Source organism: Hyunsoonleella sp. J2K-J805 (assembly GCF_057167125.1).
Genome location: NZ_CM169901.1, coordinates 2,130,383 through 2,147,490, shown reverse-complemented (window position 1 = coordinate 2,147,490; position 17,108 = coordinate 2,130,383). Strand labels below are relative to the sequence as shown.

At 34.8% G+C, this 17,108-nt stretch carries 14 protein-coding genes; 10 read left to right on the top strand and 4 right to left on the bottom strand.

Annotated elements, in window-relative coordinates:
- Nucleotides 1-20: 20 nt before the first annotated feature.
- Nucleotides 21-1,313 (bottom strand): aminopeptidase P family protein, encoded by a 1,293-nt coding sequence (locus AC1B0Z_RS09625; protein ID WP_483791759.1) that lies wholly within the window; start codon nt 1,311-1,313, stop codon nt 21-23.
- A gap of 115 nt (nt 1,314-1,428) precedes the next feature.
- On the opposite strand from AC1B0Z_RS09625, the gene AC1B0Z_RS09620 reads away from it, so the two are divergent.
- The 5 genes from AC1B0Z_RS09620 to AC1B0Z_RS09600 all read left to right on the top strand — a co-directional run bounded on the left by AC1B0Z_RS09620 (nt 1,429) and on the right by AC1B0Z_RS09600 (nt 7,929).
- Nucleotides 1,429-3,321, top strand: a complete 1,893-nt coding sequence (locus AC1B0Z_RS09620) for a T9SS type A sorting domain-containing protein (protein WP_483791758.1) — start codon at nt 1,429-1,431, stop codon at nt 3,319-3,321.
- A gap of 186 nt (nt 3,322-3,507) precedes the next feature.
- Nucleotides 3,508-4,185: a succinate dehydrogenase cytochrome b subunit gene (locus AC1B0Z_RS09615; protein WP_483791757.1), complete on the top strand. Its 678-nt coding sequence runs from the start codon at nt 3,508-3,510 to the stop codon at nt 4,183-4,185.
- A gap of 12 nt (nt 4,186-4,197) precedes the next feature.
- The gene (locus tag AC1B0Z_RS09610) at nt 4,198-6,195 is read left to right on the top strand and encodes a fumarate reductase/succinate dehydrogenase flavoprotein subunit (protein ID WP_483791756.1); all 1,998 of its coding nucleotides are present in this window, start codon (nt 4,198-4,200) and stop codon (nt 6,193-6,195) included.
- Nucleotides 6,196-6,205: 10 nt separating this feature from the next.
- The gene (locus AC1B0Z_RS09605) at nt 6,206-6,946 is read left to right on the top strand and encodes a succinate dehydrogenase/fumarate reductase iron-sulfur subunit (RefSeq protein ID WP_483791755.1); all 741 of its coding nucleotides are present in this window, start codon (nt 6,206-6,208) and stop codon (nt 6,944-6,946) included.
- An 83-nt stretch (nt 6,947-7,029) separates the two neighbouring features.
- On the top strand, nt 7,030-7,929 hold the full coding sequence (locus AC1B0Z_RS09600; protein WP_483791754.1) for a M28 family peptidase: 900 nt from the start codon (nt 7,030-7,032) through the stop codon (nt 7,927-7,929).
- Between the two features lie 4 nt (nt 7,930-7,933).
- Here AC1B0Z_RS09600 and AC1B0Z_RS09595 read toward each other — a convergent pair whose 3' ends face one another.
- Entirely contained in the window at nt 7,934-11,356 is a 3,423-nt protein-coding gene (locus AC1B0Z_RS09595) for a hypothetical protein (RefSeq protein ID WP_483791753.1), read from the bottom strand.
- Between the two features lie 192 nt (nt 11,357-11,548).
- Here AC1B0Z_RS09595 and AC1B0Z_RS09590 point away from each other — a divergent pair, with 192 nt between their 5' ends.
- From AC1B0Z_RS09590 to AC1B0Z_RS09575, 4 genes are all read left to right on the top strand, one after another.
- The gene (locus tag AC1B0Z_RS09590; RefSeq protein ID WP_483791752.1) at nt 11,549-12,307 is read left to right on the top strand and encodes an exodeoxyribonuclease III; all 759 of its coding nucleotides are present in this window, start codon (nt 11,549-11,551) and stop codon (nt 12,305-12,307) included.
- Nucleotides 12,308-12,339: 32 nt separating this feature from the next.
- Nucleotides 12,340-13,302, top strand: coding sequence for an OmpA family protein (locus AC1B0Z_RS09585; protein WP_483791751.1), 963 nt, complete (start codon nt 12,340-12,342; stop codon nt 13,300-13,302).
- 146 nt (nt 13,303-13,448) lie between these two features.
- Complete coding sequence (locus AC1B0Z_RS09580) at nt 13,449-13,925, top strand: very short patch repair endonuclease (protein WP_483791750.1); 477 nt, start codon at nt 13,449-13,451, stop codon at nt 13,923-13,925.
- A 103-nt stretch (nt 13,926-14,028) separates the two neighbouring features.
- Nucleotides 14,029-15,582: a hypothetical protein gene (locus AC1B0Z_RS09575; RefSeq protein ID WP_483791749.1), complete on the top strand. Its 1,554-nt coding sequence runs from the start codon at nt 14,029-14,031 to the stop codon at nt 15,580-15,582.
- 33 nt (nt 15,583-15,615) lie between these two features.
- On the opposite strand, the gene AC1B0Z_RS09570 is transcribed toward AC1B0Z_RS09575, so the two are convergent.
- Nucleotides 15,616-15,885, bottom strand: coding sequence for a hypothetical protein (locus AC1B0Z_RS09570; RefSeq protein ID WP_483791748.1), 270 nt, complete (start codon nt 15,883-15,885; stop codon nt 15,616-15,618).
- A 94-nt stretch (nt 15,886-15,979) separates the two neighbouring features.
- On the opposite strand from AC1B0Z_RS09570, the gene AC1B0Z_RS09565 reads away from it, so the two are divergent.
- Nucleotides 15,980-16,465 carry a DUF1569 domain-containing protein gene (locus AC1B0Z_RS09565; protein ID WP_483791747.1) on the top strand — a complete coding sequence of 162 codons (486 nt, stop codon included), beginning with the start codon at nt 15,980-15,982 and terminating at the stop codon, nt 16,463-16,465.
- On the opposite strand, the gene AC1B0Z_RS09560 is transcribed toward AC1B0Z_RS09565, so the two are convergent.
- Nucleotides 16,460-17,095, bottom strand: coding sequence for an outer membrane beta-barrel protein (locus AC1B0Z_RS09560; protein WP_483791746.1), 636 nt, complete (start codon nt 17,093-17,095; stop codon nt 16,460-16,462). The genes AC1B0Z_RS09565 and AC1B0Z_RS09560 overlap by 6 nt on opposite strands.
- Nucleotides 17,096-17,108 lie beyond the last annotated feature (13 nt).

The following is a 17,108-nucleotide window of genomic DNA, read 5'->3' as shown; positions in this document are numbered from 1 at the left end:
GGTTGCGTAGCCTCCCTTTTTTATACGTTCATGAGTTCTTCAATCTCTTCAATTTCAATAGGGATATTTTTCATAAGATTGAATGGCGCACCTTTTTCTTGGATTACAACATCATCTTCAAGCCTTACGCCAAAACGTTCATCAGGGATATAGATACCAGGTTCTACAGTAAATACCATGTTGGCTTGCATGGGCTTGGTTAAGATGCCGTAATCATGTGTGTCTAATCCCATGTGGTGGCTCGTACCGTGCATAAAGTATTGTTTATAAGCTGGCCAGTCAGGATCTTCATTTTTAACATCCGCTTTGTCCAGTAAACCTAGGCCTAATAATTCCGAAGTCATCAGTTTACCAACTTCAACGTGATATTCAGCCCAATCCGTTCCCGGTACAAGCATTTTTGTTGCTTCATTTTTCACCCTTAAAACAGCGTTATAAACTTCTTTTTGTCTTTCAGAAAAACGACCTGAAACAGGGATGGTTCTGGTCATATCACTAGCGTAATTTGAATATTCAGCACCTACATCCATCAAAATTAATTCGCCCGCCTTACATTCCTGATTGTTCTCAATATAATGAAGTACGTTAGCGTTGTTTCCCGACGCGATAATGGGCGTATAAGCAAATCCCTTGGAGCGATTTTTAATAAATTCATGAATGTATTCTGCTTCAATTTCATATTCCTTTACGCCAGGTTTTACGAAATTCAAAATACGTTTGAATCCTTTTTCTGTAATGTTACACGCTTTCTGAATTAAATCGATTTCAATTTCTTCTTTTACAGATCGTAGTTGTTGCAAAATAGGATTGCTTTTGGCTACAGAATGAGCGGGATATTTATCCTTTAGCCATTTGGTAAAGCGGTCTTCGCGTGTTTGTACTTCAACGGTAGCGCGGTAATGTTCGTTGGTATTTATGTAAACCGTATCGCACTGCGTCATTATTTCAAATAGTACTTTTTCCAAATCCTGTAGCCAGTACACTGTTTTAATACCACTGGTTTTAAAAGCTCTTTCTTTGGTTAGTTTTTCGCCTTCCCAAATAGCAATATGTTCGTTGGTTTCCCTTAAAAAAAGAATTTCTCGATGCTTCTCTTTGGGGCAATCAGGGAATATCACCAAAACACTCTCTTCTTGATCTACTCCGCTCAAATAAAAAATATCTCTATGTTGTTGAAAGGGCATGGTGCTGTCTGCACTAATAGGATATATATCGTTGGAATTAAAAACAGCTAAACTATTTGGCTTCATTTTAGAAGCAAATTTTTTTCGATTTTTTATAAAGAGTTGGTTGTTTATAGGTAGATATTTCATGTTGTAAATACATTAATTTTCCGACTGATGTAAATGTATAAATAAAAAAGTAGACTATTATTTGTTATATTTGATTCTTCCCTCAAACATTTTTATCAACCTAAACATAACCCTTATGGCACCAAATCGGCTATTTAAAACAATTTTTTGGACATTAGTATGGCTAATGAGTATTCCAGCAATCTTTGCTCAAGTTTCCTTAAGAGAAATATCGTTAAAAGAACAAATTGCCAATTCTAGCTTGGTAGTTGAGGGTAGGGTTACCAAACAAAGATCATTTTGGGATGCTAAAGATGGGTTGATATATACTGCAAGTACTCTTGAAGTATACAAAGTTTTTAAAGGAGAATATGTTGAAACCGTTGAAGTGTTAACACAAGGAGGAGTAGTTGGTTTAAGGGCTTTAGTGGTATCCCATTCTCTAAAGCTTAGAACAGGAAGTTTGGGTGTATTTACTCTATATGATAGTAATGTAGAAGTGTCTTCAAAACATAAAACAAATAAGGGGCAATATAAAGCATATAGTGCTTCTCAGGGATTTTATAAATACGATTTATATGAAAATACGATAACAAATGTTTTTGGTAAAAGAAAAGGGATAAAATCCTCATTTTATGATGAGATATTGAGAATCACAAAAAGGAATTACAAGAAGGTTTCTGAGTTTGATACTGAAACGTATTCTAAAAGGAATTCTCGAAAAAGTGCTTTTTTACCGCCAGCGGATATAACATTCACCCCTACTACAATTACGGCTGGCACAAAATCGGTTTTAACAATTAACGGAATAGGTTTTGGAACAGTAAAAGGAAAAGTTGGTTTTAGTGATGCGGACGATGGTGGATCAAGTCTTCGTGATGCATTGGATAATGAGGTATTAACCTGGACTGATACACAAATAACCGTTGAGGTTCCTGATTTTGCTGGGACTGGCGTTATTCGTGTCACTGATGCGGCCACACCCGTCCCCGGCGTTGCTAGTTCATCCACATCACTCACGGTTAGTTATGCTCAGATAAATGCAAATTTTGATGTAGGATCTGGATTAGAAAGTTTCCAGGTACAACATTATGGAGATAATAACAATTTGTCCGATGGTTTTTCTGGTGGCTATACTTGGGAGATGGAAACAGGGTTCTTCAATGATACGGATCATCCAGGTGCTAAAGCGGCATTCATGAGAGCTTTCGAGTCTTGGAGGTGTGAGACCAAAGTGAACTGGGAAGTAAGCGGTACTGCAACAACTACAAATGTTATTGGTGTTGATACAGATATGCCGCCAGATGGTGAATTGGAAGCTGATGGAAAAAATATAATAATGTTTGATCATGATGAATTTCAATTAGAAGCAGGAGTGTTGGGTACTTGTTACAATTGGTATGCTGGACGTTTCTGTCCAGATGTAATTTCATGGGTAGCTGATATGGATATTGTTTTTGATAGAGAAAGAAATTGGTATTTTGGAGCGCCTGGAGAAACATTTGATTTTGGAGAGTTTGACTTTGAGACAGTAGCGCTCCATGAATTAGGACATGGGCATCAACTTGGACATGTGATTGATCCAAGTAATGTAATGCATTTTACCCAAACTAATAACAGTTCAAATACTATCTTGGACTCAAATAGTATCGCTGGTGCAAATGATGTGCATTCAAGAAGCACAGGCAATCAGATTTGTGATGTTTTTCCAAGTAACCCTAAACCATTAATGACTAACTATGCTGGTAGCTGCAGTTTAAGTGTGGACGATACCTTGTTGGAAAATGAGATTAGTATTTACCCTAACCCAGCTAAAACACAATTGTTTATAAAAAACGTATCATATTTGACGCTAAAGAGCGCATCTTTATACGATTTAAGTGGACGTCATATTGTAGATTATGATATCTCTGAAGGTTCTAAGGTTAAAAACATAAACCTTTCTAGCGTTTCTCCTGGAGTGTATTTTATCAAAATTACTTCTGATGAGGATGAGGCTTCAGTAACTAAAAAATTAGTGATAGAGTAAGGAAATACATATTGCCATCTCAAAAAGGCATCCTAAAACTAGGGTGCCTTTTGTTTTTAATCTTTCTATTATAATTATTGCAGTATTCTAATTAAAATCATTCTAAATAATAAAAACATGACATCTGTTATTTGTCTAAGAAAGCTTCCATGGCTACCTTTGTATATCTTATAAACAAACATAATAATGGCTGGATTTTTTAAATCTTCAATTGGAAGAAAGGTAGCGATGGCACTATCTGCTTTTTTCTTAATGTTTTTCTTGCTTCAGCATTTAGCAATAAACATAACATCTGTTTTTAGTGCCGATTTATTTAATGAAATATCGCACTTTATGGGAACCAATCCTTTGGTTCAGTTTGCATTACAGCCTGTTTTGATATTTGCGGTTGTTTTTCATTTTGTTATGGGATTTATTCTGGAAATTAAAAACAAAAAGGCAAACGGGGTGTCTTATGCCAAAAATAATGGTGGAGCAAATTCTTCTTGGGTGAGTAGGAATATGATTTATAGTGGATTGGTTGTTTTAGCTTTTCTATTGCTTCATTTTATTGATTTTTGGATCCCGGAAATTAATACCAAGTACGTGGTTGGAGATATGTCTGGAATGCATAATGGAGAGTATCGTTATTTTCATGAATTAGTTGAAAAGTTTCATAGTCCTCTTCGGGTAGGTGCATATGTTATTTCTTTTGTGCTTTTAGGGTTACACTTAGCACACGGTTTTACATCAGCATTCCAATCTATGGGGTCAACAGTAGGGCGTCAAAAAACAATGCAGCAAATTGGTAAGGCATATTCAATTTTAATTCCTTTAGGGTTTATTGTTGTTGCAGTTTATCATCACTTAAATCCACACCATTAATCTTAAATAATTATGGCTTTAGATTCAAAAGTACCAGAAGGTCCAATTCAAGATAAGTGGACAGATTATAAAAATAAAATAAACCTTGTAAATCCAGCAAATAAGCGACATATCGACGTAATTGTAGTTGGTACCGGTTTAGCAGGAGGTTCTGCGGCGGCTACCTTGGCGGAATTAGGTTACAACGTAAAAGCTTTTGCATATCAAGATTCCCCACGTCGTGCACATTCCATTGCAGCACAAGGTGGAATTAATGCTGCAAAGAATTATCAAGGAGATGGAGATTCTACATATAGATTGTTTTATGATACTGTAAAAGGAGGCGATTACCGCTCAAGAGAAGCAAACGTGTATCGTTTAGCCGAAGTTTCTGCAAATATTATAGACCAATGCGTTGCGCAAGGCGTACCTTTTGCACGTGATTATGGTGGATTACTTGATAATCGCTCCTTTGGAGGTGTACTTGTTTCAAGAACTTTCTATGCTAAAGGACAAACAGGGCAACAGTTATTGCTCGGAGCTTATTCTGCAATGAATCGTCAAATCGCTCGTGGTAAAATTGAAATGTTCAATCGCCATGAAATGTTAGACGTTGTAATCGTTGACGGTAAGGCAAGAGGAATTATTGCAAGAAATCTAATAACTGGTGAAATTGAACGTCATTCGGCGCATGCTGTAGTTGTAGGTTCTGGCGGTTATGGTAATGTATATTTCTTATCCACAAATGCTATGGGTAGTAATGTTACAGCTGCATGGAAAATTCATAAAAAAGGAGCGTACTTCGCTAATCCTTGTTACACCCAAATACACCCAACATGTATCCCTCGTTCAGGAGATTATCAATCGAAATTAACTTTGATGTCTGAATCATTACGTAACGATGGACGTATATGGGTGCCAGCAAAATTAGAAGATGCTCAGGCAATTAGAGAAGGTAAAAAGAAACCTACTGATTTATCTGAGGAAGAAAGAGATTATTACTTAGAACGTCGTTATCCAGCTTTTGGAAACCTAGTGCCTCGTGATGTAGCATCTAGAGCAGCTAAAGAGAGATGCGATGCTGGATTTGGAGTTAATGCTACCGGTGAAGCAGTGTATTTAGATTTTGCAGATGCCATTATCCGATATGGAAATGAACAGGCTAAAATCCAAAACATCTCAAATCCTTCAAATGAAAAAATATACGAATTAGGTAAAGCCATAGTTGAGGCTAAATATGGAAACTTATTCCAGATGTATGAGAAAATCGTAGATCAAAATCCATATGAAACGCCAATGATGATTTATCCAGCGGTTCACTATACAATGGGCGGTGTTTGGGTGGATTATAACTTGATGACTACCGTTCCTGGACTGTATTGTATTGGAGAAGCAAATTTCTCAGACCACGGTGCTAATAGACTTGGTGCTTCGGCTTTAATGCAAGGTTTAGCTGACGGGTATTTTGTGTTACCTTACACTATCGGAGATTATTTAGCTGATGATATCCGTACTGGTAAAATTCCAACAGATACCAAAGAATTCGATGAGGCTGAAAAATCAGTACAAGAGCGCATAGATTTCTTTGTGAATAATAAAGGTTCTAAATCTGTAGATTACTTCCATAAGAAATTAGGTAAGATCATGTGGGATAAGTGTGGAATGTCTAGAAATGAAACCGGATTGAAAGAGGCTATTAAAGAGATTTCTGAACTTAGGGCAGAGTTTTGGAAAGAGGTTTCAGTTCCAGGTGGTGCTAATGAATACAATGAAGAGCTTGCTAAAGCAGGAAGGGTTGCAGATTTCTTAGAGTTAGGAGAATTATTTGCTAAAGACGCACTGGTGAGAGAAGAATCAGCAGGTGGACACTTTAGAGAAGAGTATCAAACACCTGAAGGTGAAGCAAAACGCCGAAAAGAATTCCAATTTGTTTCTGCATGGGAATATAAGGGTGAACCTAAAGATGCAATTTTGCATAAGGAAGCTTTGGAGTATGAAAATATTGAAGTAAAAGAAAGAAGTTATAAATAAAAAAGACGCTATGAATTTAACACTTAAAATTTGGAGACAGAAAGACTCAAGTTCAAAGGGTCAAATGGTAGATTATAAAGTTACTGAGATTTCGGAGCATATGTCTTTTTTGGAGATGATGGATGTTTTGAATGAACAATTGGTAGCTAAAGGTGAAGAACCAGTAGCTTTCGACCATGATTGTCGAGAAGGTATCTGTGGGATGTGTTCCATGTATATTAACGGTGAAGCACACGGACCAGACAGAGGCATCACAACATGTCAATTACACATGCGTACGTTCAACGATGGTGATACAATTACCATTGAACCGTTTAGAGCAGCTGCATTCCCAGTGATAAAAGATTTAGTGGTAGACAGAAGTGCTTTTGATCGAATTCAACATGCAGGAGGTTATATTTCTGTAAACACTTCTGGTAATACGCAGGACGCCAATGCAATTCCTATTTCAAAACACGCTGCAGATGAGGCTATGGATGCTGCAACATGTATTGGTTGTGGCGCTTGTGTGGCTACTTGTAAAAATAGTTCTGCAATGTTATTTGTTGGGGCAAAAGTTTCTCAGTATGCGTTGTTGCCACAAGGACAAGTTGAAGCTGCAGATCGTGTGAAGAACATGGTTGCCCAAATGGATTTGGAAGGCTTTGGAAACTGCACAAACACAGGAGCTTGCGAGGTGGAATGTCCTAAGGGAATTTCTCTTGATAATATTGCAAGAATGAATAGAGAGCTTCTAAAAGCCTCTATTTAATAATCAAAACATATAGTTTAAAAGGCTCATATATTGAATATGGGCCTTTTTTCTTTATCGTTTATATCATTTAATGTCTAATTATGTTGAAAATCAAAAGTCTCCTATTAATTATTTGTATAAGTTTTGGTCAGTTTAGCTGTAGCCAGAACAAGTCTTTGTTTAGTGAAGATATGTTGCTGGAACATCTCAAAGTTTTATCATCTGATGCGTATGAAGGCAGAAAGGCTGGCACTAATGGTTCAAAGAAAGCCAGAACTTATATTATTGAACAATTTCAAAACTTCGATGTTAAGCCACTAGATACTTTATTTGAGCAAAACTTCAATTTTTCTTATTCCAATGAAGATTATCAAGGCACCAATATTTTAGGAACTATAAAAGGCTCTTCAAATCCAGATAAATATATTGTTATAAGCGCACATTATGACCATTTAGGTATTCAAGAAGGTGTAGTTCACAACGGTGCAGATGATAATGCTTCAGGGGTATGTGCCCTTATCGCTTTCGCGGAATATTTTAAAAAGTTTCCACCTAAGCATTCTGTTATTTTAGCTGCTTTTGATGGAGAGGAATTGGGGCTGGAGGGTTCTAAATATTATGTAAATAATCCGATAGTTGCAACGGAGAAACTGGTGTTCAACATTAATATGGATATGATAAGCAGAAGCAATGAAAGAGAACTATTTATGGTGAAACCAAAAGACAACGAAACTCTAATTAATGCATTACGAGAAGTGAAACAATCGTCAAAAAATATAAAATTAACCTTTGGTCATGATGGAACGGATGGTTTAGAAGATTGGACTTATGCCTCAGACCATGCATCATTTTACCAGAAACAAATTCCCTTTTTGTATTTAGGCGTAGCCGATCATAAGGATTATCATAAGCATACTGATGACTTCGAGAATATTCATCCAGATTTTTATAAAGAAGCAGTGCATCAAATCATTTTGATGTTTAAAGCAGTAGACAAATAGCTTTCTAAAAATAAGCCTTCAACTGAATGTTCCCTGTATGAATAGTTCTGCTAGTTTCTGTTTTTCTTCCGAAATAACTCAAGTTTAAATCTAAGAATTTAGTTAGTTTCTTTTGCGCTAATAGCGTCCATGTAAAGTTATTTCCGGGTTGCAGACCTTCAAGCATTTGAAACGCTACAGGTGTATTTGGGCTTCCAGTAAAATCATTCGAAAAGTAGTTCACTTCGCCATTAACAGCCCCTTTTTCATTCTTAGAAAAATTAAAACCTAATCCAAACCTCTGTTGCTGTAATGACTCTAAACTACTGATAGTATTATTTTTTACGGTATACTGGTAAAAAATGTCAAAACGACTATTTTCATTGAATAGGTAAGATAGTTTTGGATTAAGTAAGGCTTCATCAAACTTAAAATTTTTACTAGTGAAATTCTCACTAGAACTTTCATTGGAACCAATAGCAGATTGAAACGTTATCAACCAACTTTCTTGTATTTTATGATTGAAGTTTAGTTGATGGCTTTTTAAATTATTTTCTAAGAGCCCGACCGAAAGTGTGTTACTAGATTTGTTGGAGAGGTAAGTATATGAAGTAGTATACTTCTGTTTGCCACGATTAAAGAAAAGTACATTTCTAAAATTGAGTTGTAATCCTAGCTGGTTTTCAGCATCACTTTCAAAAGGGTTTAAGTTGAAGTTACTACCATTTCTTTGAATTTTTCTGTCGATTAAATAACTGGTTTGGTTATAAAAGTGCGACCAGAATTTTTGAGACTTTTTTTCTGAAACACGCCATTGCGCTGGATTGATCGTTAGTGTTTGACTGAAACGATTTTGATGTGTTTTTATAAAAACCCTATTAGGGAGCAGCACACGAATATAGGTGCCTTGATCTGTAAATTGCGCAATTTCAAACTCTTCCAATTCTTGAATGCCGTTTTCATTATAATCAATCCAAGTGTAGGTGCCTTGTCCAGGTTCTACTTCTACATAAGTAAAATCCTGTTGTGGTAAAGTACCCGAATTGGTTTCAAAAACCGTGTTAGATTGCACAATATTTTTGAATAGTTTCTGATTATACTGCAACCTTGAGTTTAATGAATTTTCGTCCTCAATGCTCTCATCTTCTTGATTTAAGATTCTGTAATTAGCATAAAGTGATAAGTTTGTGTTTTTATTTTGAACAAGTCGAGAATCTATATAAAACGTGTTAGATGTATTTACTTTTTGCAACTGATTGTTTCTAATACTGTCGTTTACCCGATGCTTGTAGCCTAATTGAGTAAAAACCTTTGTGCTATCTCCAATACCAAAAAAGCCCTCGTATGATGTGAATTTCTGACTTAAAGGTGTTAAAGTTTCGGTGGCAATTTCAGTTTGTACATTGTCTTCAATAGAAAATTTTGCACCTACCCAACTTTTTTTCATGGTATAAGCAACAACATTGTGAGACCGTAAAAACGAAGATCTGTTTATACTAGATTCGGCATCTAAAACACTGGTTCGTGAACTAATTCTAAGGTTTTTCAAAAGTAAATCTGCATTTAAAATATGCCGGTTTCCATTAAATCCTTTGGCAAAATCCAGATATTCAAATTCATAATTAATGCGTCCCTTTCTGTAGTGGAATAGATTTATGCCCGTGTTAATTAATGTTTGGCTTCCAAGTTCACCAACACGTTGATTACCTCTGGGTTGCTCCAAATTCCAATCACGATTAAATTCAGCATTATATAAAATTTCAATACTTCTAAAGTTATCTTGAATATAATCTGCATTTACGTAAGCATCCATATTCCAAAGACTATCTTTTTTGATGAGGTGTTGTGCTACATTGATTTTTCCTGCAACTCCATCGTTGTTATCATCATCTAAATTTGAAAATAAATTCAAATCGTTTTTACTGCCTGCAATTTCAAAAGCAATTGAGGTTTTCTCGGAAGGCGTATAATTTCCATTTACAACAGCCATTTGTAATTTTACCGGTGCAACCAGCTGGACTATTGGTGCGTAATTACCTTGTAGCTCTCCGGCATACTCATAAATATTGTTAATAGCGCTGGTGTTGGATAGTACATAATCACCTTGATTTGGCCCTACAAGTGTAAATGATACCCGAAATAGTTCATCATTTGGATCATTAGAGAATACAAAAATTTCATTATCGCCAACACTATCTTTTCTATATAGAATTCGATTTTCGCTGAAAGATTCCTCAACTGCAGAAGGAGCAATCATCTGCGTTCTGTCGTCACCAGCATTTGATAAAATCTGTACTTGTTCCTCAGATAAATTTTGTTGTAACGGTTGGTTTTTAGCATCATTTTCAGAGTAGACTGAAACGCCAATTTTTAATTTGTCACTGCTGTAATTTCCACCGCCATAAGCCACTAAACGCGAATAGTTTCTGTCACTAAATTGATAGTCTACAGTAATTCGCATTTCAGAAGTTATGGGAAATGTGGTGTTGAAAATAATTTCACCGGCGTTATAATCTATAATATAATCTTTATCCTCACCACGCTCAGCAACAATGCCATTCACATAAACTGTTTCACTGCCCGAAACGATCAGCACAAATAATTCACCATTTTGTCCCTGCAGTTTATAAGGCCCTTGGTTACCTTCCTGAGCAATAAACTGGCTGGTTGTAAATTGCCCACGTACCAAAGCACCAGCAGCAAATACGTTTGTTTGAGAATCATTACCCCCTAAGTTAGCATTGATGGATAGCCCCTGCACACGTTTGGAAAAAGCACCAAAAAATGAATTATTGTTTTGTAAATCAATATCGCCTGCACGAATGTTCCAATTGTCGCTAAACAGTTCAATAAATACTTGATCAAATTCATCCAAACGTTGACTATAACCACTTTCTTGTAAAGGAATATTGGCATCTTGTATGGATGCCCTTAACGATACTTTATCATTGAGTTTTCCAGTAATTTGAAGATCTAACTCACTATTTAAAACCGAATTTTGATTATTTCCAACGGTCACACCACGCGAAATACTTCCCGAAGTAGTTAAACCATCGAAAGGGACAAAATTTCTAGAAGTATTGGATTGCGATAGTTGATATAATTTATCGGCACCATCGTTATTTTTCACAATGATACTTTCATCTAATTGCTTGTACGTTTTAGTTAAAAATTCTGGAAACTTCAAATAGTTTATAATAATAGTGTCTGTTGCAACAAGCTTTTTAAACACCAATTTGGCTTTAGAGAAATCAATATCGTAATATGAAGAATCTAGAATTATATTGTTCTTGGTCTTTACAGAAAACCAGCTGGAATTGATACTTACGCTGTCCACTAAAATAGTATCCCTAACCGCAACTTTTTTAGTCTTGTATTTGCTGTTTTGGTCTTGGGCAAAACCGCCAAAACTTCCTAAAGCAAACAAAAATAGCAGGACATACTTCATCAGGTATTTAAACTACAATAAGCTTAAAATATTTTTAGTGAAACCCAATTTAAATATATTGAAATTTGAATTGATGTTTCAACTAATTCCGTAATTAGCGGAATGTTAATAGAATTCGTTAAAACTCCTTTGTTTAATTATGGTGTAAAAGTAACGTATTATTTATTTTAGCTGAAATACTTATTATAGCAGATGAAGATTATATCATACAACGTAAACGGCATTCGTGCAGCGATAAATAAAGGCTTTATTGATTGGTTAAAAAACGCAAACCCAGATGTAATTTGTTTGCAGGAAATTAAGGCGATGAAAGAGCAGTTGGATTTAAGTTTGTTTGAAGAAGCAGGCTATAATTATAATTATTGGTTTAGCGCCCAAAAAAAAGGCTATAGCGGTGTCGCGATTTTGAGTAAAATTGAACCTAATCACATAGAGTACGGTACAGGTATAGCCTCTATGGATTTTGAAGGGCGAAATTTAAGATTAGATTTTGATGGTGTTTCTGTAATGAGTTTGTATTTACCTTCAGGAACTAACGATGCCCGCTTGCAACATAAGTTGGATTATATGGATATGTTCCTAGAGTATATAAACGGTTTGAAGAAAGATATTCCGAATTTGGTGATTTGCGGCGATTATAACATTTGTCATGAAGAAATAGATATCCATAATCCAAAAATGAAAGGCGTATCGGGGTTTTTACCGGTAGAACGCGAGTGGATTGGGCAATTTATAGATAGTGGATTTATCGATTCATTTCGATATATGAACCCTGAAAGACAAGAGTATAGCTGGTGGAGTTATCGTGCAAATGCTAGAGCCAATAACAAGGGTTGGCGATTGGATTATGCTATGGTTTCAAAACCATTACAAGAAAATATAAAAAGAGCCGTTATACTAACCGAAGCAGTGCATAGTGATCACTGCCCGATTTTGTTAGAAATAGAATAGTAAACCAATAAATTAGTTAAAAAACAACCCAAATGAAAATTAAACAAAGTGCATTACTCATAGTTGGTTTGGTGCTAGTCACCTCATGTGTGTCGCCAAAAGTATACAAAGATTTGGAAAGCAAATATGCCACCTTAAAGCAAGAAAATAGAAAATTATCTAAGGATAATGAATCGCTTTTAGCTGGAAAAACGGCTGCTGAAAATGAACTGAAGCAGCTGCAAGCAGCTTATGATGAAGCTGTTGCAGAGCGTGACCAATTGCGAAGTGATTATGCTGCCTCAAAATCAAACTTAGATAATCTAAAAGCTTCTTATGCCGCATTGGAAAAGAATAGTTCTGCCGCTATTGCTAAAAATTCTCAAAAGAACAGAGAGCTTTTAGCCCAGTTAGAAGCCAAAGAGCAAGCCTTAGCGGCCGAAAACGAGCGTTTAGAAAAATTAAAAAAGGCTTTAGAAGAACGTTCTAATCGTATTGCTGAACTGGAAAATGTAATTGCCACTAAGGATGCGGCGATGACCCAATTGAAAAATGCTATTTCGCGTGCCTTAACCGATTTTGAAGGCAAAGGATTAACTGTTGAGCAACGAGGAGGGAAGGTGTATGTGTCTATGGAAAATAAGCTATTGTTCCAGTCTGGAAGTTGGGCAGTAAACGCCGATGGAAAAACGGCGGTAAGAAGCCTAGGTAACGTATTGGCTGAAAATCCAGATATTGCGGTGTTAATTGAAGGTCATACAGATAATGTACCGTATTCTGGTAACGGTGCTTTAACAAGCAACTGGGATTTATCCACTAAGAGAGCTACGGCAATCGTTAATATTTTAAGAGAGAATACGGCCATAAACCCTGAAAATTTGACTGCTGCCGGTCGTGGGGAATTTGCGCCAATAGCCAGCAATGATACGGAGGAAGGCAAAGCTAAAAACAGGCGTATAGAAGTGATTTTAACGCCTAAATTGGATGAGCTGTCTCGTTTGTTGAACGAGCAATAAAATTTTCAAGATAATAGATGAACAAATAAAGGCTTAATTAAATCCCAAGTTTCGAGAATATCGAGATTTGGGATTTTGTTGTTTAGGAACTATTCAATCTTGGAACTACGGTATTTTAATTCCTAATTCGTATTTTTAATAGTGCTATGAGTTATGAATACTCCAAAATAAAAGTCCCAAGATTTAACGAGGCATCTGGTTTTTACACCACAAAAAAACGCTCAAAAATAATGAGCAAGATTAGGGGTAAGAACACAAAGCCAGAAATGCGTTTTCGTAGGGCTTTATGGAAGTCGGGAGTGCGTTATCGGGTAGATTGCAAATCACTTCCTGGGAAACCTGATGTAGCTATTAAAAAATATAAACTAGCTGTTTTTATTGATGGCGAATTTTGGCACGGATACAATTGGGACGAGCGTAAACCCAAACTTAAAAGTAATCGCGCGTTTTGGATTCCAAAAATTGAACGAAATATACAGCGCGATAGAGAAGTCAATCAACAATTAAACGATATGGGTTTTACTGTATTTCGATTTTGGACGAATGAAATTAAAGGTAACTTAAAAACCTGTATAAATGATGTGCTGATATATTTGGATACTGGCGGTATTATGGTTCAGTAAAATATTTTATAAAACGATGATTTAAAAAAGTAAATGAATTAGGATTTATCGATTTAGGAATATTTGTTAAATTTACAGTGCTATTAACTTAAATTTCACCATAATGTTTACACCCTTAAAAAACGGTGCCTTTAACGTATTGCTGTTTTTCTTAATCCAAATGAATATTAGTTTTGTGTTCTCTCAATCCAAAGATTGTTCAGATTATATTGAATGGTTTAAAAAAGTTGAAACGGGTTTTGACAATCAAATTCCAAAAAATTTCCGTTACAATGATAGATTAAAACGAAGAATAATATCAAATATGTTCTCTGATAGGTTTTTTATGGAAGTTTCTGAAAAACCATTTGATGAACTAACTCCAAAAAAACGTCTCTCATTTAATAAAAGGCTCAATAAGTGTATTGCCAAAGACCCTAATAATGAAAGTTTTAACAATCTTGGGAAACTCGCTCTAGGAGCATTTATGAATAAATATTATAGTCTAGGAAGAGGTGGTGCTCGCGATTTAAGAAGTATCAGAATTCAATATTTGAAAGACTTAAATGAGTATAAAAATAATCAAGAGCTTTCACTTCAAGAAGTTTACAATATCAATGGACGCAAGCAAAAGGATTATATAAAGTTAACTACAAGTGAATATTCGGAAATCGAAAAACAGTTTAAAGGTGCTGAAAAAAGGGCGGCTAGACTGGAATTGACACGAAAACTAGATAAGTTATTATTAATGGATAATTCATTTAATACCTTAACCCAAACGGACTATTTTATAAATTCTAACTACAAATTTGTTTCTAAAGTAGATTATCAGGTGAAAGCTGAAATTGAAAGAAAATTAAATTCTAAAAAAGAGTCTATTCTTGAAAACCTAATGAATAATGAGTTGCAAAATTTTAAAAATAAGGCGAATTTAAAATCTGATCCTATCGCTTTTAAAAGATATATTCAATCTATTGAAAACAAATACAGCAAGTATTCTAACTTTCAAAATGTTAAATCCTTTGAAAGTAACTTAAGTAAATTTAGAATTGAATATCTCAATAACCATAAAGAAACATTCATTAGTGAAGTTGAGTCTTCAAATAATAATGATGATTTGGTATCGGTTGAACAAAAGTATTTATATGGCACAAATAGAAATGACGTCAAGTTATATAAAGATTACATAGAAAGCCATAAAAAAAAGCTTGCTCTTTTAAAAATAAAAGCTAAAGAAATAGAAGAGCAAAAAAGGCTGGATAAACTAAGATCTATGATGACAGAAACGACAGAGAGCGGAGAGCCAACAGCAAAGCAAATGCTTTTCGCTCTTCAATATGTAATCAATTTAAAGAATAGAAAATTTGAAAAAAATGATAAAAACACTGAGTATAATGAGACAGATAACATTTTTACAGCAATAAAAAAACTACAAAATAACGTTAACAAAGGAACAAGAATAAAAATCAGCTATTTTAAGAAATACTCATGTTCTAAATCGAACAAACCTGGATTTATATGTGATTATGCTATTGATAGAGAAGTTTCTGGAGGTATTTTGGAAAACGATTTTTATAAATCTTTACTCGAAAACAGTGAAGACAATGAGTATGCAGATATTGAGACTGGAAGATTTTCAAAAGTTGATGGAATATGGAAATTAGTCGAAAAACTATAAATCTCCAATAGAATATTTATTCTTGTAAAATAATTAATCCACCAAATCCTCCTCAAAATACCACCATAAACTAGAATCGATAGATTTTTTCATTTTATTGATATCTACATCATTTTTTAAAAATACGGTTATACTTTCGCAAGCTCTATTTTGCGCAATACTATCGCAAATCTCAATTTCCTCAATTTCCTTAAAATGCTCCAAATGCTTTTTAATACGAACATCTAAGGATTCATCACTTAAGAAAATCTTAATAGTAGGCTGTGTTGGGGAGTTTCTAATTTCAGATCTAAACGGTAGCATAAGCATAAAATTTTAAGTGAAACATATTCTAAATTGCAAATGCAATACTTTAAAGTTAATAAATTTATTTGAAATTATATCCCTAAATTTAGGCATGTCTGACTCAAGAATTGAAAAAGTACAACAACAATTATCGCAAATTGAAGAGAACATACCTCACTTTGAAGCTATAAATGCGTCTGTTTCTAAAGCTTCAATAGGTTGGCAATTAGACCATAGTCTAAAAGTTATTAATGGTGTTCTAAAAACTATGGCTAACTCAAACCCAAAAGAATACAAGAAAAATTTCAACCTTAGTAGAATGGTACTTTTTGGTTTAAATTATATTCCGAGGGGTAGGGCTAGGGCGCCAAAAATAGTGTTACCGCCTAGAACAATTCTAAAAGAGAATTTACTGAAACAACTGAATATAGCAAAAGAACTGACGAAGAGCAGTGCGAAACTACATGAAGATAGCCATTTTAAGCATTTTATTTTTGGAACGTTGTCGAAAAAACAAACCCTTCGTTTTTTAGAGTTGCATACCCATCATCATTTGAAGATTGTACGTGAAATTTTGAAAAACAATCAAGTTTTATAGTTGATAACTAACGGTTGCAAGTAATCTAATGGTGTTTGTCATTACTTCTCCTATTATTCTCCATTCATATTTATTAACATCGGAAAAGCCCAATTCATTTCTTAGTTGCAAAGCAATATCTATCCTATTTGTTAAATGGAAAACTTTCCCTGCTCCAAATGCTGCTCCAAAGTTATAATCTTCAAATTGCATTAGTAATGATCCTAATCGGCTATTGGGTCTTCCTTTGTTAAAATAATTTACAAATGCTCCAGCATCAATAAAGAAATCTTTCTTATCACCAAATTTATATCGAATAAGGAATGGTATATTAAAAAAATCATAGCCTTCAGAGAAACTTCTGGAATCAATTGGAAATGCAAATTCATTGAAAAGCTGAACTTCTCGTTTTAGTTTCCATCTTTCAAAATTAATTCCTGAAACAATAGAAAGTCTGGAACTAACTGAAAGCTCTAAATTTACACCAAACATTGGTACTAAACTAAAACCAGTTTCAATTTGATTCTCAGATCCCCTTAAGCTAGAGATTTGTCCACCAAAGTTAGCTCCTACATTAAATTTAACCTGAGAAAAAAGACCCGAAAATGTGAATAAAAATAGTAAAAGATAGAGGGTATCTTTCCTTTTCATTTTGAATAATTTG